Annotated in this window: 19 protein-coding genes and 1 tRNA gene; 3 read left to right on the plus strand and 17 right to left on the minus strand. The window is 43.9% G+C overall.

Translation table 11 applies throughout. The annotated features are described in order from the left end of the window. Positions 1-7 precede the first annotated feature (7 nt). From QZY95_RS07270 to hysB, 15 genes are all read right to left on the minus strand, one after another. Positions 8-83, minus strand: a tRNA-Ile gene (locus QZY95_RS07270). Between the two features lie 191 nt (positions 84-274). Continuing rightward, on the minus strand, positions 275-1,000 hold the full coding sequence (locus tag QZY95_RS07275; RefSeq protein WP_290921348.1) for a protein phosphatase CheZ: 726 nt from the start codon (positions 998-1,000) through the stop codon (positions 275-277). A gap of 250 nt (positions 1,001-1,250) precedes the next feature. Beyond that, complete coding sequence (locus QZY95_RS07280; protein WP_290921351.1) at positions 1,251-1,760, minus strand: hypothetical protein; 510 nt, start codon at positions 1,758-1,760, stop codon at positions 1,251-1,253. A gap of 15 nt (positions 1,761-1,775) precedes the next feature. Next, complete coding sequence (locus tag QZY95_RS07285) at positions 1,776-2,207, minus strand: NIL domain-containing protein (protein WP_290921354.1); 432 nt, start codon at positions 2,205-2,207, stop codon at positions 1,776-1,778. Between the two features lie 19 nt (positions 2,208-2,226). Then, positions 2,227-3,141 (minus strand): tol-pal system protein YbgF, encoded by a 915-nt coding sequence (gene ybgF, locus QZY95_RS07290; protein ID WP_290921356.1) that lies wholly within the window; start codon positions 3,139-3,141, stop codon positions 2,227-2,229. Positions 3,142-3,144: 3 nt separating this feature from the next. After that, positions 3,145-3,417 carry a PLD nuclease N-terminal domain-containing protein gene (locus QZY95_RS07295; RefSeq protein WP_365971028.1) on the minus strand — a complete coding sequence of 91 codons (273 nt, stop codon included), beginning with the start codon at positions 3,415-3,417 and terminating at the stop codon, positions 3,145-3,147. Positions 3,418-3,426: 9 nt separating this feature from the next. Then, positions 3,427-3,897, minus strand: a complete 471-nt coding sequence (lspA, locus tag QZY95_RS07300) for a signal peptidase II (protein WP_290921359.1) — start codon at positions 3,895-3,897, stop codon at positions 3,427-3,429. A gap of 283 nt (positions 3,898-4,180) precedes the next feature. After that, the gene (gene ileS / locus QZY95_RS07305) at positions 4,181-6,994 is read right to left on the minus strand and encodes an isoleucine--tRNA ligase (RefSeq protein ID WP_290921363.1); all 2,814 of its coding nucleotides are present in this window, start codon (positions 6,992-6,994) and stop codon (positions 4,181-4,183) included. Positions 6,995-7,168: 174 nt separating this feature from the next. Continuing rightward, positions 7,169-7,420, minus strand: a complete 252-nt coding sequence (locus QZY95_RS07310; protein ID WP_290921366.1) for a HypC/HybG/HupF family hydrogenase formation chaperone — start codon at positions 7,418-7,420, stop codon at positions 7,169-7,171. A gap of 67 nt (positions 7,421-7,487) precedes the next feature. After that, positions 7,488-7,976, minus strand: coding sequence for a HyaD/HybD family hydrogenase maturation endopeptidase (locus tag QZY95_RS07315; protein WP_290921369.1), 489 nt, complete (start codon positions 7,974-7,976; stop codon positions 7,488-7,490). Between the two features lie 190 nt (positions 7,977-8,166). Beyond that, positions 8,167-9,855: a nickel-dependent hydrogenase large subunit gene (locus QZY95_RS07320; RefSeq protein WP_290921372.1), complete on the minus strand. Its 1,689-nt coding sequence runs from the start codon at positions 9,853-9,855 to the stop codon at positions 8,167-8,169. Positions 9,856-9,893: 38 nt separating this feature from the next. Beyond that, positions 9,894-10,847 (minus strand): hydrogenase small subunit, encoded by a 954-nt coding sequence (locus QZY95_RS07325; RefSeq protein ID WP_290921375.1) that lies wholly within the window; start codon positions 10,845-10,847, stop codon positions 9,894-9,896. 270 nt (positions 10,848-11,117) lie between these two features. Beyond that, a complete protein-coding gene (hysD, locus tag QZY95_RS07330) occupies positions 11,118-11,591 on the minus strand; it encodes a NiFeSe hydrogenase maturation protease (RefSeq protein ID WP_290921377.1) in 474 nt (157 codons plus the stop codon). A 248-nt stretch (positions 11,592-11,839) separates the two neighbouring features. After that, positions 11,840-13,318 (minus strand): NiFeSe hydrogenase large subunit HysA, encoded by a 1,479-nt coding sequence (gene hysA / locus QZY95_RS07335; RefSeq protein ID WP_365971032.1) that lies wholly within the window; start codon positions 13,316-13,318, stop codon positions 11,840-11,842. Positions 13,319-13,358: 40 nt separating this feature from the next. Further along, the gene (hysB, locus tag QZY95_RS07340; RefSeq protein ID WP_290921384.1) at positions 13,359-14,315 is read right to left on the minus strand and encodes a NiFeSe hydrogenase small subunit; all 957 of its coding nucleotides are present in this window, start codon (positions 14,313-14,315) and stop codon (positions 13,359-13,361) included. A gap of 1,067 nt (positions 14,316-15,382) precedes the next feature. Here hysB and gluQRS point away from each other — a divergent pair. Further along, a complete protein-coding gene (gluQRS, locus tag QZY95_RS07345; RefSeq protein ID WP_365971034.1) occupies positions 15,383-16,420 on the plus strand; it encodes a tRNA glutamyl-Q(34) synthetase GluQRS in 1,038 nt (345 codons plus the stop codon). Positions 16,421-16,528: 108 nt separating this feature from the next. After that, the gene (locus QZY95_RS07350; protein WP_290921390.1) at positions 16,529-16,906 is read left to right on the plus strand and encodes a pancreas/duodenum homeobox protein 1; all 378 of its coding nucleotides are present in this window, start codon (positions 16,529-16,531) and stop codon (positions 16,904-16,906) included. A gap of 114 nt (positions 16,907-17,020) precedes the next feature. Here the strand turns inward: QZY95_RS07350 and QZY95_RS07355 are convergent, their stop codons facing one another. Then, positions 17,021-17,599, minus strand: coding sequence for a TetR/AcrR family transcriptional regulator (locus QZY95_RS07355; protein ID WP_290921393.1), 579 nt, complete (start codon positions 17,597-17,599; stop codon positions 17,021-17,023). Between the two features lie 353 nt (positions 17,600-17,952). Next, positions 17,953-18,735, minus strand: a complete 783-nt coding sequence (locus tag QZY95_RS07360; protein ID WP_290921396.1) for a lysophospholipid acyltransferase family protein — start codon at positions 18,733-18,735, stop codon at positions 17,953-17,955. Positions 18,736-19,037: 302 nt separating this feature from the next. Here QZY95_RS07360 and QZY95_RS07365 point away from each other — a divergent pair. Continuing rightward, positions 19,038-19,941 (plus strand): ATP-binding cassette domain-containing protein (locus tag QZY95_RS07365; protein ID WP_290921399.1); only part of this gene is annotated, 904 nt, incomplete at its 3' end.

Consider the following 19,941-nt stretch of genomic DNA (forward strand, 5'->3'; position numbering starts at 1 on the left):
TATTCTCTGGTGGGCCTAGCAGGATTTGAACCTGCGACCTGCCGGTTATGAGCCGGAGGCTCTGCCAACTGAGCTATAGGCCCCTTTTGTGCTGAGGAAGAGTAGCTAACACCTTGGTAACTCACTGTCAATTGCAAATTGACAAAAAGTTGCTGTAGATGCCGACTTTCTCTGATTTGAAGGTCAGTACGGCTTCCGTTAAGACAAAGCGTCTTGATTGATTATGGGTAACATACAAGAAACAATGAAAAAAGTAAGCAGTTAGATGAATATTCTAAAGTCCGAGTGAAGCTAATAAGTTATCAACATCTGACTGGGAAGCTGCTTCGCTTGGGCCTTTAAGCTCAGAATTTTCAACTTTTTTAGTAAGATCCTGCTGTTTCGCTTGAGATTCTTTTTCTGCTTTCTTAACTGCGATAAAGTCGCTTGTTGAATATAAATCGAAAACAGTGGTTTTGAGGTTTTGAAGAGCACTGATAATTCGAAGGATGCGCTGCCCCGCAAGGTCTTGAAAGCTCAGTGCTGTCATAATCTCGTTCATGTTTTGACCGAGTTTATCTTCAAGAGAGGTGAGTGCAGCGATATCTTTGTTTTCAGGATCGGCTCGTTGCGCACTTTGAAGGTGAGCAAGAGCAAGTTCCCTCATCTGAATCTGCTGTTCTACAATCGTCATTATATCTTCAGTTGCATTTTCAAGCGTTTTGTAGACAGCATCCAATTGCTCAGAGGCCTCACCAAAAAGTTGTGTTGCTTTTTTTTCCTCAGAAGCATTTTGATCTGGTGAATCGTTTGCTGTGATTTCAGAGTAGATGGATTGAAGACCTTCGTGCATTTCTACACTGAGTTTTTTATAGAATTCGCCTTCCATCAATGCTTGCGTTAAATGTTCGCTCAAGGTGTTTTCTACACTGTTGGTAATGGTCTGAGTAATGCTGTTCGCGAGTTGAGTTGATACGCGATTAAGGATTTCGTCCATTACAGGAGTGTCGTTAGTTGTCATAAAAGGTCTCCCTGAGCGTTTTGAGGTAAGAGAAAAGAAGCAGACTGGGATATCATTCAAAAACGATGTAACTATGAATAATTATTTCCTGAAAAGCAACGTCTATACGTTGTTTTCAGGTTACATTCTGTTAGGCAATGTTTGATTTGAGTGAAGTTGTCTTGTGAGGAAAAAAAGCCCTCTTGGTAATTACCAAGAGGGCTTTTTACGTTTCTTTGACCCTACACCAGTATCAATTTCGTGCTAAGCACTATGAAAGGCGTTGGGTTCTAATTTGTCTTCGTTCTTCAACAAAGACATGATGGACGATTTTTTCTCTGTCTTCTGCGCTTATTCTATCAAACTCAATGAACGCTGTAGTATCGTTGATACTAGCAACATAACCGCAAGCTCCTGCCACACTGAGTGGGAAGTCGCTTAAAAAGACAAGCAGTTCAACATACGTGCCCTCCTGTAATGGAAGGGTGTTTTTTACAGTTAAGCCTGCGCCACTTAATTCGATCACTTCTATAGGACTAGGAAAATCCATTTCAAGCTGATCATGTTTTAAGTGAGAAAGAATCGCATCGAGCTTTGCATTCATGTTGAGCAGGAATGAAACCATCGCTTCTGGTGTATGAGAGTTTGTAAGCTCTTCAGCGTCAGCGGTGGAGTCCGAAAGACCGAAACCGGAAAAACGGGACGGCTCATCTTTATCTGTGAGAAGGCGTAAACGGCCTTTGAGGTACAAGGAGATGGATGCAAATTCACGTTTTTCCATAGGCTAACTCCGGTGTTAGATCATTCCGTTTTCAGCATCAACATGCATTGCGTTAACCGGGCAGACCCGCACGCACATGCCACAAGCGGTACAGCGATCAATATCAAACATAACAAGACGTTTTTCACGATCAACAAAAAGAGAACCATTAGGACAGATTGCCGTGCACATACCACAGTGCATGCAGGAATCTTCATCGCGAGAGATTCGCTGAGTAACAGGGGTTACAACAATGCGGTTTTCTTCCAGATACTCAATTCCCTTTTGGTAATTTTCTCTGGTACCGATGATTTCAACGGTCATATGTCCCTCTTTACGAGGCGTGATCTGTGCTTTGAGAATGTTGAAGGAAAGGTCAAACATTCGTGTCAGGTCACAGATAACAGGTGAACCGGAAATGGTCGGAGGAAATGTAAGATGGACGTTTTTACGGTACTCTTTTGTCATGATGTTAACCAAATTGCACTTACTGTTTAGCAAGCTCCTGCTTTGCGCGTTTAGCCTCAAGTGACTTAGGGAATTTTTCAATCAGCTGATTGAGGCGGAACTTGCCGGCATTCTTTTTGCCTTGTTTAAGAAAACTGAGACCCTGTTTCAACAAGGCCTGCGGGTACTTGTTGCTTTTAGGATATTTTTTGATCACATCCTCGTAAGCAAGCGTAGCACGTGGGTAATTTTTCATTTGGAAATATGCTTCACCCTGCCAAAACTTTGCGTTAGCCGCCAGTTTAGATTTTGGATAGGTTTTTTCATATTCACTCCACATGCGTTGTGCATCCTCATAACGACGTTCATTAAACGCCTGTAATGCACTTTTGTATAATGCGTCTGCAAGATCCTCAGGAGCTACTTTCTGGGGAGGAGTAGCTGGAGCAACCGGTGTAGGAACTACTGGTGGAGTTCCCTGAACTACTTGTCCATTCTGAGTCGGAAGCATTGCTCCGTTAACAGGCTGCTGATTGCTAACAGCACCCGGAGTTATTGTTCTTGGTGCCTGTGCAGGAAGGTAGTTTTCAATACCTAACTGAGAGGACATCATACGCATGGCACCTTCAATTTGCAGAATACGTTTTTTCATATCCGCAACATCGGCTTCTAAAGAGGCTACTGTACCTGTTTCAGTTTGAACATCCTCAAGCTGGCCTTCAAGAGTTGCAAGGGAAACTTTCATTCCTTTTAGCTCAGACCAGATATCGGCTTGTTCAGGACGAACTGTTTCCAGAGCTTGAGACGTGCTGCCAAGCGAATTGTTAAGCGCTAGAATCTGCTGTTCTTGTTGTGAGATTCTGCTTTCAAGAAGATTAACCTGTTCTTGTTTAACGCAAGCGAGCAGGGATAGAGCACTGAGACATACAAGAGTTACACGAATAGCAATTCGCATGGATTATCCTCTCTGTTGAGGTGGTTTTGCCCATGATGCAAGGCCGGTAGTACGGCGGAATCCAAAAAGCAGATAGAGAACACCACCGAGAACCGGCAGCATTACGCCTGCGAGCATCCAGCCATATTTTTCCATAGGTGAGGTAAATTCATGTTTATATGAATGCCAAATAGACCACAAATTAGGTAAAATGGGAAGAGCGAGCGCTACAGCCAGCATCGCAGGATGCATTTCTGATGTTGAGAATATGTTTAAGATTGGCAGTAATTCGTTCACGGTTTCTCCCTATTTTATATCCTTGAGTGTCAAAAGCATTAGGCCAGCGCCGACACATATACAAATATCTGCAACGTTGAATGCCGGCCAGTGGTAGTTTTTGTAATAAAAGTCCAGAAAGTCAATAACTGCACCGATACGAATTCTGTCGATAAGGTTTCCGACAGCACCACCAAGGATAAGACCCAATGCTGTAAATAGTAGTTTGTTATGCTTTGCAGACCGTGCCATTAAGTGGACAGCAATACAAGCGGCAACCGCAGCTCCGCCAAAGAGCCATATTTGCCAGTTTGTGTCTGTATTATTTAAAAAGCCGAATGCCGCGCCGCGATTAAGAACATGCACTAGGTTGAAGAAGTCCGGTATAACGGGGAAGCCGCTCCAAAGCGGAATGTGTTGAACTGTAAGCCACTTTGTGTATTGATCGGCAATAATAGAAAATAGTCCAATTCCATAGACTATCAGGTATCGTGTGCGCATGAAACCTCCAGGTACGGAAGCATATATAAAAAGAGCCCACCGAAGCAAGTCCGGTAGGCTCAAAATTTATGACAAACTAAGTTGCTCCGGTACATAAGAAAAATCTGTAGAATCACCTTGATCAGGCTGTGTTTACTATAAACAGTTACAGGTTTTTCTTAGCACAACTTGTTAAATTTTTCCAACAGGTAAGAGTGGATAGCCTTTAACGGTGTGCCAGTTGGAATAACTTATAGGCATAATCCGGCGGAAGGAATACCCTCCGCCGGTAATTCTTTTGTGATTACTCAGCTGCCTTCAGTACGCCTGTGCAGCGTGGGCAGATGGTAGGGTGTTCGCTGTCGGTGCCAAGCTCATTGCTGTAAATCCAGCAGCGTTCACACTTTTCACCTTCGGCTTTAGCAACAGAGATCTTGAGACCTTCAACAACGTCAGAAGCGAAAGCGTCTGCCGGAGCGTCTTCAAGAGCAGCTGTGGAAAGCTGAGAAACAATAAAGTTAGCACGAAGATCTGTTTTAAGAGTTTCAAGCTTTTCAGCAATTGGTGCAGCCATGTAGAGGGTAATGTGGGTATCAAGTGGATGACCTACAATACCTTCTTTACGAACCGGCTCAATTGCCTTTGTCATTTCAGAGCGAACCTGAAGCAGCACGTCCCAGTTAGCACGTTCTTCATCAGAGATAGAGAACAGCTGAAGATCTTTTGAAGACAGAGCAAAGACTGTATCAACTTCTGGCTTAAGACCTTCAGGGATGTACTTGAATACTTCTTCAGCTGTGAAGCTGAGTACAGGAGCCATGTTGCGTACCAACAGAGTTACAATGTGTAACATTGCAGTCTGGGCAGAACGGCGTTCCTTGCTGTCAGCAGCAGAGGAGTACAGGCGATCTTTCAAGATATCTAAGTAGAAAGAAGAAAGATCGGTTGTGCACAGGTTATGCAGGGTGTGGTACACCTTGTGGAATTCGTATTCTTTGTATGCAGTCTGAATTTTCTCATGTGCACGGCATACAAGGTCAAGTGCGTAACGGTCGAGTGCTTCCATTTCTTCAAAAGGAACCAGAGCGTCAGCAGTAAGGTCGCTGATGTTACCAAGGAGGTAACGGCTGGTGTTTCGGATACGACGGTAAGCATCAACAAGACGACTCAGAATTTCTTCAGAGATACGTACGTCTTCGCGGTATTCAACGGAAGAAGCCCACATACGGAGAATTTCTGCGCCGTACTTTTTGATTACTTCTTCTGGCTCGATGCCGTTGCCAAGAGACTTGGACATCTTTTTGCCTTCACCATCTACTACGTAGCCGTGTGTGAGAACCTCTTTGTAAGGAGGGCAGCCACGGGTACCCATGGAAGCAAGCAAAGAGCTGTGGAACCAACCGCGATGCTGGTCAGAACCTTCAAGGTACATATCAGCAGGGAAGCTAAGCTCTGGACGCTGCTCTACAACTGCGGCAAAGCTTGTGCCGGAGTCAAACCAAACGTCGAGGATATCTCTGCTGCGTTTCCAGTGGTTCTTGCCGCACTTAGGACATGTAAGTCCCTCAGGTACGAGGTCTTCAATGTCGGATTCAAACCAGTAGTCACAACCGGTTTTGTGTTCTGCAAATTTCTCTACAATACCCTTTACCCACTCAGTGTCGTACCAAGCTTCATCACAGCTTTTACAAAGCAGTGCGATAATAGGTACGCCCCACATGCGCTGACGGGAGATGCACCAATCTGGGCGGTTTTCAACCATGTTGTAGATGCGTTCTTCACCCCATGCCGGAATCCATTTTACGTCGTTACGGATTGCGTCAAGAGAGCGTTTACGCAGATCGTTGGCTTCCATTGTAATGAACCACTGAGTGGTAGCACGGAAGATAACAGGCTGTTTACATCTCCAGCAGTGTGGGTAGGAGTGTTTAACTTTGGAGTGGCCAAGCAGGTTGCCAACTTCCTGAAGTTTTTCAATAACTTTAGGGTTGGCTTCAGTAATAGTAAGTCCTGCGAAGAACTCAACAGAGTCGAGGAAGCGAGCTTCATCGTCCATTGGAGAGTAAGTTTCAAGACCGTACTTCTGACCAACTTCAAAGTCTTCACGACCATGGCCCGGTGCAGTGTGAACACAGCCAGTACCGGATTCGGTAGTAACGTGGTCGCCAAGGCAGATAGGGGATTCTCGGTCATAAATTGGGTGCTTTGCAACAATACCTTCGAGTTTGTCACCTGTTGTGGTGCCGACTACGGAGTAGTCTTCCCATTCGAAAGTTTTTGCGTTTTCTTCAACCAGAGCAGAAGCGAGTAAGTAGTAGTCGCCGTTTACAGCAACAAGGCTGTATTCAAGCTCAGGGTGAACAGCAATTGCCATGTTATCTGGGATTGTCCACGGAGTGGTTGTCCAGATAATAGCGTATGTTTTAGCAGGATCTGCCTGTGGGAATACTTCCTTTACGCGTGCGTCATTCATTGGGAAGCGTACGTAGATGGAAGGAGATACGTGATCGTCGTATTCCACTTCAGCTTCTGCAAGAGCAGTTTTACAGGAAGCACACCAGTAAATTGGTTTTTTGCTTCGGGCAACAGAACCTTTTTCCATGAAACGGCCGAGTTCACGAGCAGTAGCTGCTTCGTAAGACGGGTGCATGGTAAGGTATGGGTTTTCCCATTCGCCGAGTACACCAAGGCGCTTGAATTCTTTGCGCTGGATGCCGACGAATTTTTCAGCGTATTCGCGGCAAACTTTGCGGAATACGTGTTCAGGAATAGTGTTTTTCTTGTCGCCGAGCTGCTGTTCTACTTTAAGCTCAATCGGAAGACCGTGACAGTCCCATCCCGGAACGTACTGGGCTTTTTTACCCTGCATGTTCTGGGACTTAATAATAATATCTTTAAGAACCTTGTTCAGTGCGTGACCAAGGTGGAGGTGTCCGTTTGCATATGGAGGGCCGTCGTGAAGGACGTACTCGCCATTCTCGCCGCTTGCAGCGATCATTGCATCATAGGCTTTCTTGCTTTCCCATTCTTTGAGCATTTCTGGCTCTTTCTGGGAGAGGTTTGCCTTCATTGGAAATTTGGTTTTTGGGAGATGCAGCGTCTTTTTGTAGTCGCTCATGGGAATCTCTTCCTCCGGAAGTAACATTGCTGAAATAAGTCAGTTAGATTGATTTAAATGCTTGCTAAAGTCAAGAACACAGCAGTGATGAAGAAAAATAACTTTTTTGTCAAAAGAAAAAAGTCCCCTGCAATAATTTTGCAGGAGACCTGAGAGCATTATGAATGGTATTAACTAAAAAGCGCCCGGTGTATCTTCGTTAATCCCTGCCATTTGCCTGAGTAGACGTAATGTCTCCTGAGCTTCATCAAAATCCAGCTTTCGTAGGGCGAATCCAGCGTGAACAATCACGAAGTCGCCAATTTCGGCAGGGCTTTCTAAAAGCATTGTCGAGGCGTCAATGAACGTTTCACTTTGCCCCACACGACATTTTGCCATGGTATCAGACTGAATTTCTACAACTTCAGCAGGAATTGCAAGACACATAAGCACTCCTAGGAACAGCATAATGCTGATAATTCATCAAAATATACTTTAAATGGATTCCGGCCGGCTATTTCGCGGAAAAACTGCCGCCAGACTCAGTAATTTCTTGGAGTACAATGTCACACATTGAATCGAGTTTGCAAGCTACTTCTGGTGAGAGATTTACATTCATTGATTCATAGTCAAAAGGTTCCATTCCGATAACAACGGTATCAGGACGGTTTCCTATTAATTCGCAGAAAATGAGGGTGTCGACGAGATCCGTTTGATGCATGGAATTGTTAAAACCTAAACTTTTCCGCAAATCGTCACCAACAAGACGGTAAATGGAGCCAGCTTCGTCACCACACAAAACGGCATCGACTACAATAAGCTTTTCATATTGTACAATGTGGTCCATCAGCTTCATGCCAAGAGTTCCACCGTCGAAGACCGTGACGTTTTCAGAAAAATTGTATGAGGAAGCTAACTGTTCTACAGCGCGAACCCCAAGGCCTTCATCTGTGTAAAGCGTGTTTCCTACGCCGAGAACGAGAATTTCAGGAGGGTTATTCATTGAGTTTTTCCCTTTTAATTTCGGTAGTAGTTTAAAGGGAGCAGGGCATTACCTGTATTTGCAGGGAGAGCCTTGGAAGGTAGGTATGGTGATAACCTACTATGTATTCCCTAGTGAAGGGGAGATAAAAAGTGCAACAGGGCTGAAGAATACCTTTTGTTGAGGTACTTCTCCAGCCCTTAGATTTCGATTATCTTATTTTGAATTTATGAACTTTATTCGTATTACCATCGATCACGTGCACGCCACAGGCAATGCATGGGTCGAATGAATGGACAGTTCTTAGTATTTCAACAGGACGTTCTGCGTCAGCAACAGGAGTGCCGATTAATGCTTCTTCAACAGGTGAGAGCAGGTCATTGGCACAGCGTGGTCCGAGGTTCCATGTAGAAGGTACAACTAACTGGAAGTTATCGATGCGCTGTTCTTTAACTTTAAGCCAGTGTGAAAGCCCGCCGCGAGGAGCGTTAACGAAACCGACGCCTTCAGCTTTATCCACCATTTCAATGTCTTCAATGATCTGGTTTTTACCGGCGGCAAGGTTGCCTTCAAGCTGGTCGAGCATGTCAACGCAATGTTCTGCAACAACAGCAGTTTCAATACCACGAGCTGCGATACGACCAAGAGTGGAGTAAAGGTTTTCGACTTTGATGCCGAGCGTATTGATAACATTGTCTACGAGAGGTTTAATGGTCGGGTGACCTTTTGCATAAGCAACAAGTACTTGTGCAAGAGGGCCTGTTTCCATTGCTTTATCTTCGTAGCGTGGTGCTTTCATCCATGAGTAGCGATCTTCACCAAACATGTCAGTGTACTTAGGATCTGTTTCGCCTTTGTAAGGATGCAGAGCTTTATCACCTTTGTACCAGCTGTAACGAACGTGTTCAGCAATTTTATCAGGATCAAATGACTTAACGTCATTAAATTTACGATCCATTACGACACCTGCTGGCAGGAAGCGTGTATCAATTTCCTGACCCTTAGTCGGGAATTCACCGAACGTCAGGAAGTTTGTACAGCCACCATATTGTGTCCAATCCTTATACTGACCGGCAATAGCAACAAGGTCAGGAATGTAAACCTGATCAATGAAGTTCTTGGTTTGCATAAGGATATCACGGAATTGCTTCAGTTTATCTTTTTCTAATGACTTGTAGCATGTTACGCCGCCAACCTGCATGAACTGTGGATGCGGGTTTTTACCGCCGAATATTGCCATTGCCCGGGCTGGAAGCAGTTGCATTTTGAGTGCTTCCAAGTAGTGAGCAGTGCCGATGAGGTTCAGTTCAGGGCTTAGGTAGTAGCCTTCGTGACCATTCAGGAAGTAGGCATTTGTGAATGGGCCAAGCTGTCCACTGTCCACAAACTTTTTCAGTGTTGTTTGTACAGCTTTAAGATCTTCTGCTTTGGTTTTGCGAGGTGATATAGAGTTTGCAATGGAAGCAGCTTTTTTAGGATCTGCTTTTAAAGCACCGGCAACATCAATCCAGTCAAGACCGCAAAGATGATAGAAGTGCACGAGATGGTCATGCATGTACTGGCAACCCATAACAAGGTTGCGGATGAGGGTCGCATTTTCAGGAATGGTTACCTTGCATGCATCTTCTGCTGCACGAGTGGATGCTAAACCGTGTACATACGTACAAACACCGCATGAGCGTTGGGTGAAGTGCTGAGCATCTTCTGGCTTGCGGCCTTTAAGAATGATTTCAAGCCCACGGAACAGAGTAGAAGAACTCCACGCGTTGGCAATTTTACCATCTTTTAATTCTACCTCAATACGAAGGTGGCCTTCGATACGTGAGACAGGATCGACAACAACTCTGCCGCTCTTGTTTCCCTGAGGTGTAACAGGGAATCCGGAGGAATTGTTTTTCATGTATCTTGCTCCTTAGAATAAGCTATCTGTTCAAGCTGCTAGTTTTCATAGAACGGGGTCATTTCGTCCCAGAAGTCAGGTTCAGAGCAGCCGATACAAGGGTGACCTGCTTCAACAGGCCAGTTTACCTGATTGAATTTGATGGTAGGGCAGTTGTTGTAGGTGTCTGGCCCTTTACATCCTAATTCGTACAAGCACCAACCTTTTCGAGCTTCTTCTGAGTTGAAGGAAGGAGCAAATTCACCAGCTTCAAAATGCGGCAAGCGTGGACACTGATCGTGTACAGTTGTTCCAAAGAATGGAACAGGTCTTTGCAGGTCATCTAATTCAGGGGCTTTATTCTCTGTAAGATAGAAGAGAATAGTGTGAACAAAGTTGTATGGGTTCGGTGGGCAACCCGGTACGTTGATGCCAACGATATTTTTGTCTTTCAAAACATCGTTAACACCCTTCGCACCTGTAGGGTTAGGAGCAGCAGCCTGAACGCCGCCAAAGCATGCACAGGTGCCGTGATTGATAAGAGCTTTTGCTTTTGGAGCAATTTTAGTGACCATATCCAGCATGGTGTGTCCGGCAACTTTGCCGTAAACACCGCCATCTTTAGTCGGGATGCCTCCCTCAACAGCGAGAATGAATCCATTAGGGTTAGACACAGCTTGTTCTAATGCTTTCTCAGCAGCATCACCGGCGGCAGCCATAATGGTTTCATCGTAGTCGAGTGAAATGGTATCAAAGAGAATTTCTTGAATGTATGGTTCATGCGCACGAAGAAGAGCTTCGGTGCAACCGGTACATTCTGCACAATGCAGATACACAACAGATGGACGGAGTTTAGAGGTGACAGCTTCGGCAATTTTGGCACCAAAACTAGGGGCCATTCCAAGGGAAACCGCAGCAGCAGTACAGTACTTAAGGAACTGACGGCGGGAAACCCCTTTTTTTTCCAGACGTTCAACGACATCTTCTTTGCCGAGACCTACAGAAATTTTCATACAACCTCCTTATAGGAAGGAAACGGTTTGCACATAGGTGCTACACCAGACGTATAAACACTGTTGGCTTCATACGTAACATATACATATAATAAAGAAGTCAACTAATATAATTAGCATCACCATAGCATGATTGAATTTCTTTTCATAATAGAAAAAAAGAATATCATCGCATGATTATTATTAGATTTTGTGTTGAGCGTGTGAAATCAGGCATAAAAAAAGCCCCTATGAAGGGGCATGTAATCTTAAAAAGAGAAAATAAGTAGATTAGTTCATCTCGGCGATAATTTCGTTAATACGTTTTCTGGTGTGTGAAACGAAGTTGTCAAACTTGGCTTTGCAGGCATCGGATAAGCCGATATTCCATGTTGTGATATCATAAGGCTGCATGCCTATAATTTCCATTTTTGGACGTTTCCCACAACGCATCTCGCACATTCGAAGAGAGTCCAGCATATCGATATCATGGATGGATACACGCTGTTTTTCATTTGAACGGATGTCATCTTCTGTGAGTTCGTAAATGGTTCCCGGTTCATGTTCCGCATGGATCACATCGAGTACAAGCAGTCTATCGTAGCCTTGGAACAGGGCATAGATATCCTGTGTAAATGTTCCGGCTTCCATAACGGTAACATTCTCCGGCCATTCTTCTTTCCAGAGAACCTCAGCGGCATGCACGCCGACACCATCATCTGTTAGCAGTGTATTGCCGATACCCAACACTAAAAGTTTTTCCATGATCAATCCTTTAAGCAACAAGGTGAAACCGTAAAATTGGATTGCTCTATCAGTAAAATAAACAGGGAGGCATGAGCAAGGCTTTTGTCTCTGCTGAATTACGGCGGGAGCAAAAAAGAAGTTGGAGAAAAAAAGAGGAACCGAACGGTTCCTCTTTTATTAGGCAATTTCAGGAGTGAGTCTTATTCGAACTCAACTACGGAAACTTTACCGGTCTCTGCGTTCATCACGTGAACGGCACAGCCCAGTCATGGATCAAAGGCACGAATAAGACGCGCCACGTTTACTGGGTTATCAACGTCCGGTACTGGTACGCCAATGAGAGCTTCTTCAACAGGACCACGTACACCCTTGTCATCGCGAGGGTTACAGTTCCACAGTGTTGCGGAAACAATCTGGTAGTTGCTGATTTTGCTGTCTTTAACGTCAAGGTAGTGGAGCAGGGCACCGCGAGGTGCTTCTGTGAAGCCAGTACCTTCACCAGTTTCAGGAAGCTCAAATGCTGTGAAGGTTTCTTCGTCAGGCTTAACTTCTTTGAGCCATGCGTCAATGAAGTCAAGAATGTACCAAGTTTCTTCAGCACGAGCCACGTGGCGACCCATAAGGGAGAATGCTGCGTCTTCACCGAGGTCACGGAAACGTTTTGCGTCCATGCCGAATTTTTCTTTCAGCATTTTCTGACCAACTGGTGAAAGTGGAGGGTTCTCAACCCACATACGTGCGAGAGGACCAACTTCACAAGCAACACCGTTGTAACGAGGTGCTTTAATAAAGCTGTATGCGCCTTTTTTGTGAGGTGCAGGAACAGTTTTACCTTCAGAGTAGTGCAGACCGGTAGTAGAATCTTCAAACCATGAGTACTTTACGTCTTCGTGGATCTGAGAAGGATCAAATTTGTGGTCTTTACCATCATAGTAGACACCAGGGTTCATCATGAACTTGGAATGAGCATTATCAAGCGGGAATACACCGTATGCGATACATGCTTTATGTCCCTGTCCAACTTTGAACATATCCGGGTATACAGAACCGACAGTGTAAACAGTCGGGAGGTATTTATTATTAACAAAGTCACGAACTTTCTTGAAACGTACAGCGTACTCAAGAATGCGATCTTTGGTAGGCATTTCAGTTGCACCACCAGCTACGAGACCTTGTACGTGAGGCATTTTACCGCCCCAGATAGCAACCATTTCATGACAGACAGCACGTACGTCGAGAGCCTCGATGTACTGATCAACTGCAGCTGCGTTAACAGCTTTGAGATCTTTGCTACGGTCTTCAAGAAGGTCGGATTTCTGGTAACGAGGTACAAACGGTGCGCTGTCAGGACCCTGAACAAAGTCCTGTGCTGCTAAGTGGTAAAAATGCAGAATATGAGACTGCAAGTAGTTAGCACCGAGTACAAGGTTACGGGTAACGCGTGCATTGTTTGTTACTTTAACGCCGAATGCTGCGTCCTGAGCCATAATAGAAGCAGTTGCGTGTGCTGTAGGACATACGCCACAGATACGCTGAACGATCTGTGAAGAGTCACGTGGGTCACGACCACGAAGAATCTGTTCAAATCCGCGGTACATACCGCCGGAAAGCTTTGCGTCCACAACTTTGCCGTTTTCAACGGTAACGTCAGCTTTCAAGTGGCCTTCGATACGGGTTACCGGATCGATTGCGATGTGTGCTGTTTTACCGCTGGCTGCTGCTCCATTTCTTTTGCAACCAGACATGTTAATTCCTCCTTAGGAATGTATAAGGGCGCACAAGCCGTTAAGCTGGCTCGTAGAACGGGGACTTACCATCAGGGAAGTCAGGCTCAACGCAACCGATACATACAGCGTTCTGTACACACCAGTTAATACCGTTGTTCCATTTGCGTTTGTAACAGTCAGAGTTTGTATCTGGACCTTTACAACCGAGTTCCATGCGACAACCTTTAACATCTGTGAACTTAGTTGCCATAACGTCGTTATCAAAGTCGTCAAGGTATGGACAGTTGTCATGAATGTTCTCGCCGAAGAAAGGAAGCGGACGTCCTTCATCATCAAGAATTTTAACAACTTCACCAAGACCGTCTGCAAGACCATGTTTCTTGATAGCGTCAAGAGCAACAGTTACTGTTCCAACGATCCAGTCAGGATGTGGAGGACAGCCAGGAATGTTAACAACAGGAGTAGCAATTTCTTCAGCTTCGAAGAATTCACGCACGCCTTTGGCACCGGTTTCACTGCCTTCAGCAGCAGGAATACCGCCGTATGCTGAACATGTACCTACTGCGAGCACTGCAGCTGCTTTAGGTCCAAGTTCTTTCATAGCGTCAACCATGGTAATTTCTCTGTGATCAGCTTCGCCGATAACACAGTACTTACCGTCTGCTTCGGTAGGGATACTTCCTTCGACAACCAGGAAGAATTTACCGTCGTATTTGTCAGCAATCTTGTACATGTGCTCGATTGCTGGCTCGCCTTCCCATGCCATCACTGTCGGATGGAATTCGAGGCTGATAACTTTGAGCAGAACATCTTTAATGTGTGGGTTAACAGAGTTCAACAGTGATACAGAACAACCTGTACAACCTGCACCCTGTAACCATAAAACTGGAGGGCGTTCGCCGTTCAGTGAACCGGAAATCGCTTCACAAACAGCTGGGTTGAACATCTGGGAAACCCCGAGTCCAGCCACAGTCCCTGTGCACAGTTTAACAAAATCACGCCTATTGAGACTCATCCCTGCCTCCTTGCATTTGGGCGTTTGTAAACCATAAGTATCAAACGAATCATAACGTTGAAGAACAATAAAAGACGTACATCCTGCTAGCAAAATGTGTCAATAAAATGCCGATAATTTCTCCTGTAATTTATAGAAAAAGTTGATGATATGCACAGTGTGTAATGATTGTTCGATCAATCGATATCTTGTGTGTTATCAAAAAATAATTAATAGCACGATTGATTGAGTAACTAGTTTATACAGTAGCAAGAATGAACGATTGCCATAGGCGGATGTGGTAGGAGGAATAGATTAAACTGATGTGGTAACGAAAGGCGCAAAAAAAAGCACCAAGACGAATGTCTTGGTGCTAACTATTTGAGTTATGTTGAAAATTAATTAGTTTCCTAATCAACTGTTGGCGAATTTGTAAAACCTATTCGCCTGTTAAGAAGCATGGTGGAGTTTCCAAATGGACCTCCCTAAAACTTTGAGTCGTATCAATTAGGTTTCAATGTGAACTCATAAACTTCAGCTTTTATGCTTATCTTGATTAAACTATACCCTGAAACAATATGTTGAGCAACAGTTTTTAAAATTAAATTAAATCTGATCTTTTCAGGGTGTTACGAGTGTTTTAGGGAGAATAATGTTATTTTGTGGCGTTTTTTGTGCCAAGCATTAGTTCGAATTGTTTTAGTTCGTTAGGGGAAATGTCTCGATTTTCGAGTACAAAGTATGAAGCCTTAGTTGCCCCTTTATAGATCTGTTCTGATTCAGGGGTAGTTGTCTTGATTTTTGTTGAACAATTTCTTTTTGGCATAGCTACTCCTTTTTTGGGGCACTATAGCATGTTTTGTTCTCTATATGCGTGTTTCTACAGTTTAAGATAGTTTGTATATCTTCAAAATAACTAATACCTTTGGAAAAACAGATGGTTGCGGCGGGGGGCTGTAAAAATAAATAACGTTTGTTCTAAAAAAAATTTAAGCAGGGTATAGGAGAGGCAGAAGACGGCTAGTTTTTGAGAGCTGACAGAGGTTGACTTATAAAGCGTGTCATGATTTCACCGATGCATGAATTCTATGAGTCATCTTGCAAAAATAGCAGCGGAACTTTGTCCCTTAGGTGAAGACCGAAGGAGACCGGTTAGAGGGCGCTTCGCGCCATCTCCGACAGGGTATATGCATTTAGGGAATGCATGGTCTTTTTTGGTGTGTTGGCTTGCAGCCAGAAAGGCCGAGGGAACGTTGGTTTTTCGTATAGAAGATATAGATCCGGATCGCTCTAAGCCGGAATTTGTTGCTGGCTTAGTCGAGGATTTTTCTTGGCTTGGTTTGGACTGGGATGAGGGTGCTGGGAAACAAGGAGCCTTCGGCCCATATACGCAGAGTGAATCAACGGGGATTTATGAGCAGGTAGTAGAGGCACTTCAAAAGGACGGTCTTGTTTATCCTTGTTACTGTACAAGAAAAGAATTGCGCTCGTTAGCGTCTGCACCGCATAAGGGTGACTATGGCTCTGCTTATCCAGAGATTTGTTTGAATTTGTCAGACGTAGAGCGAAGAGAGTTTGAATCTCAGGGACGTAGAGGTTCGATGAGATTGCATTGTGATAAAGATGCTATTCGATTTTCTGATGTTCTTCACGGCGATTGTTGTATGAGTTGGAAAGATTGCGGTGGAGATTTTCCTATCCGCCGTTCAGACGGTGTCTTTGCGTATCAACTGGCGGTAGTAGTGGATGATATCCGTCAGGGAATAACTCAAATTGTCCGTGGAGAGGACATCCTGCACTGTACCCCTCGACAAGTTTATTTATATGAGTTGCTGGGCTGCACTCCTCCGGAATACATTCATCTTCCTCTTGTTATAGACCATGAAGGTGAACGTCTTGCTAAGCGTCATGGGCATTTTGAGCTGCGCAAAATGCGTGAACAGGGCATTTCTGCCGAGGCTGTTCTAGGGTACATTGCCTATTTAGGGGGCTTGCAACCAACATGTTCGTGTATTGACGTTCATGGGCTTCTTAATGAATTTTCTATTGATAAAATCAATACTCACCCATTGAAGCTTGAAAAAGACGTGATTGAACGTTTAAAAGAGCTGTCTGATGGTTGCTGAGTGACTGTAAAATCTATACGGTGCACTATAAGCTGGCTTGGGTATTTTCATGCAATCAGAATGCCTGAGCATACTTGGCACATTGATAGAAAAGGTTGGGAGTAAGTTATGTCGTTGGATACCGTGTTTACTAAAGAGAAGCTTGAAGAGTTATTTCCAGCTTCAAAGACTGATGAATTCTTCGATGCGTTATACGGAGAGGCTGAAAGTGGTGCGTATGATATAGAGCTCGCTTATGTGGGAGCATCTGACGAACGGCTTGAATTTGCGTTTCATTTGAACCAGCGTAATGGTTCGTGTCTTGCCTGTAATTTAACGTATGGGCTTCCGCAGGTTTTTATGCGTCATCCCATTATTAATGTTAAGGGATTAGTAGAAGCCATTGCTGCTCTTGCTGGGAAAAATGATGTGACTTTTGAAATTGGCAGAACTCATGAGGAGTCTCATGCACGTCATGTTATTCCTTTGGTTATCAAAGCTGCATAGAGCAAACACAGAAAAATTTTAGAATCAGTTAAGCACAGCTGGATTCTGTAAGTTTTGCACAAAAAAAAGGAAGAGAAAATTCTCTTCCTTTTTTTTGTAGATTAGCAATTACTGCTAGTCATTTTTAATACTGCGGGAAATAAATTTGAGGACTTCATCGTAAAGGTTGGCTGGTGCATAAGGTGTGAGAAGTCTTGTTCGGATTGCACCAACCAAGTTACAGGTAAGCACAGAAGTGGTTTCATGAGCAGGTAAGTCTCTAATAGAGCCGTCTTCAATGCCTCTTCGTACATGATACTCAAGTTCGCGTGGTACTTGGTTAAATTTCTCGTACATAATGTCGCGATCTGTCTGAGTTTTCATGTCTGAGTATGGAGAGCAACGCACGAGAACAAGGAAGTGCGATTCCGGTGTTACTGAATAGTCTAAATAGGTACGACAAAAGTTCATAACAGAATCGTAACCGGTATCACCTTGTGCACATGCTTCTCTCAGCTTGATAATGAAGTCATCCAGAACATCCAGTCCTGCTGCAAGAAACAATTTTTCTTTGTTTCCATAATGGTGTGTAAGGAGCCCGAGGGCAACTCCGGCACGTTCAGAAATCTTTTTAAACGTAGTCTCGGCGTAACCATACTCACCAAAGAGCTCTTTTGCAGCCAGTAACAGAGCCTCTTTTTTTGTCATTGTCATAGCTTGACCCAGTAGTTTTAGGGTTAATCCAGTAGGGGTTTGCGGCAACTCAAAACCCTACCTCATAAACTGTTTGAGCACGCAATAACGTTTATCTTACAATTTTTTTTGCGTCAACGTATGAGAAAAATTTTCTGCATTACCATACATAAAAATTGCATATACGGAACAAAAAAGGGGATGTTACCACCTGATATTTCAAGTTGTTCTCATGTGATTGAATGTGTGAATAAAGTGTAAAAAAGTGTTGTAGCTTCATCTGTGCAAACAGCAATTTTATGTCTTTTTTCTTGATTTGCTGCACAAGATAGCGTGAAGCACTGTTTTTATTGATAGTTTTACTGTGAAAGAAATTAGCTCGACCAGTTCGCAAGAGAAGATTCAATAAATTTACAAACGATTTCGTGTGCTTCTTTCCCGTTACCTTCAACGTTGACTGGTTTGTGGAATGCGAAGTGTACTTTTTTTGTAGTATCAATTGGGCCGAATTCTTTACTGAGCTTTCCGTGTCCCCAGCTGTCAGTTTTTAACGCAAGGGGAACGATTGGTACTCCAGCTTTTTTAGCAAGCTTTACTCCAATGGAGTTGAATTTTGACCGATCGAACTCGATACTTCGGGTTGATTGTGGAAAGACTATAACTGACTTTCCTTCATTGAGCTTTTCACACCCTTCAGACAGTACAGTCTTTAAATCTTCTCTCGGGTTTGTTCTTTGAACAGAAATTGGCTCTCTCGATGCCATAAGGTTTCCGAAAAACGGGTAAGTGAGCAAAGAGCTTTTTACTACAAAGGTAACTGGTTTATGGGGTTGGATAATGGCGGGTAAAACAAAGGTCTCAAGTGTACTCATGTGGTTGCCAATGAAGACACAGGGAGATTTGAGTTCAGTAAATGCGGAGAGGTTTTCAAATGAAAGAGAAACTCCAACTCGTTCTAAGGCTTTGATAATATCAAGACTTGCTCGTACCCAGGCTTGGTCTGAAGATTTTCCGAGTTTTGCGTCTTTGTTGGCGAAGTATGCGATCTTGGCCATTGAAGGGTAGAAGAAAAGGGATGGTAGTTTGCTGGAAAGAAAGCCCTTGGCATCTTCTGGGGTAGTATATGTATTACTGTACATTACAGAATAATTTTTCATGTGAGCTCCGGAGAGTGGAAGGTAACGATATCTGCGCTAGCTAGCATAAAACCAAGTAACATTACAACGTGTTAGATTGGGCAGTAAATGAGACCAACTCTATACTGACCGTAGTTGTTGTAAGGTAAAGATAAAGTACTTTTCTGGACAATTTTACGCAAATGCGCAAGAAGAGAAAAAAATATGCATATAGTCAATAAATGTTCATGAAGAACTGTTTTGTCAGTCTGCATCATTTATTGAATGAAATGGAAATGATAGCAAATAGCTGTGAAAATTTTGTTTGTAATTAAGGTGGTAATATGAGTCAAAACGAGCCGGATAAAATTATTTATTCGATGGTTCGCGTGACAAAGCGTCACGGTCAGAAAGAAGTTCTTAAAAATATCTCTCTTTCATATTTTTATGGTGCTAAGATTGGTGTACTGGGTCTTAATGGCTCTGGTAAATCATCTCTTCTTAAAGTGCTTTCCGGTGTTGATACAGCGTTTGAAGGTGAAACTCATGTGTCACCGGGATATACGCTTGGCTACCTTGAGCAGGAGCCTCTCGTAGATGAGACACGTACTGTACGAGAAGTTGTTGAAGAGGGTGTAGGCGATGTTATGGAACTCATCAATGAGTTCAACGACATTAATGCAAAATTTGCAGAGCCAATGGAACCTGAGGAAATGGATGCTTTAATTGAAAAGCAGGCTCAGGTTCAAGAGCAGATGGATGCTAAAGGTGCTTGGGATATTGACTCCCGTCTGCAGATGGCGATGGATGCATTACGTTGTCCACCTGCTGATACTCCTGTGAATGTTATTTCCGGTGGTGAGAAACGCCGCGTCGCATTGTGTCGTCTGCTGTTGCAGAATCCTGACATTTTGCTTCTTGACGAACCGACTAACCACCTTGATGCAGAATCTGTTGCTTGGTTGGAACGTTACTTACAGAATTTCCCTGGTACCGTTATTGCTGTAACACATGACCGTTACTTCCTTGATAATGTTGCTGGCTGGATTCTTGAACTTGATCGCGGCCGTGGGATTCCATGGAAAGGTAATTACTCTAGCTGGTTGGATCAGAAGCAAAAACGCCTTGCTCAAGAAGAAAAGCGTGAGTCTGAGCGTCAGAAAACATTGCAGCGTGAGCTGGAATGGATTCGTATGTCTCCTAAAGGGCGCCATACAAAGTCTAAAGCGCGCATCAGTGCGTATGAAT

Source organism: Halodesulfovibrio sp. (assembly GCF_015482765.1).
In the GTDB taxonomy this organism is placed as follows: Bacteria; Desulfobacterota; Desulfovibrionia; order Desulfovibrionales; family Desulfovibrionaceae; genus Halodesulfovibrio.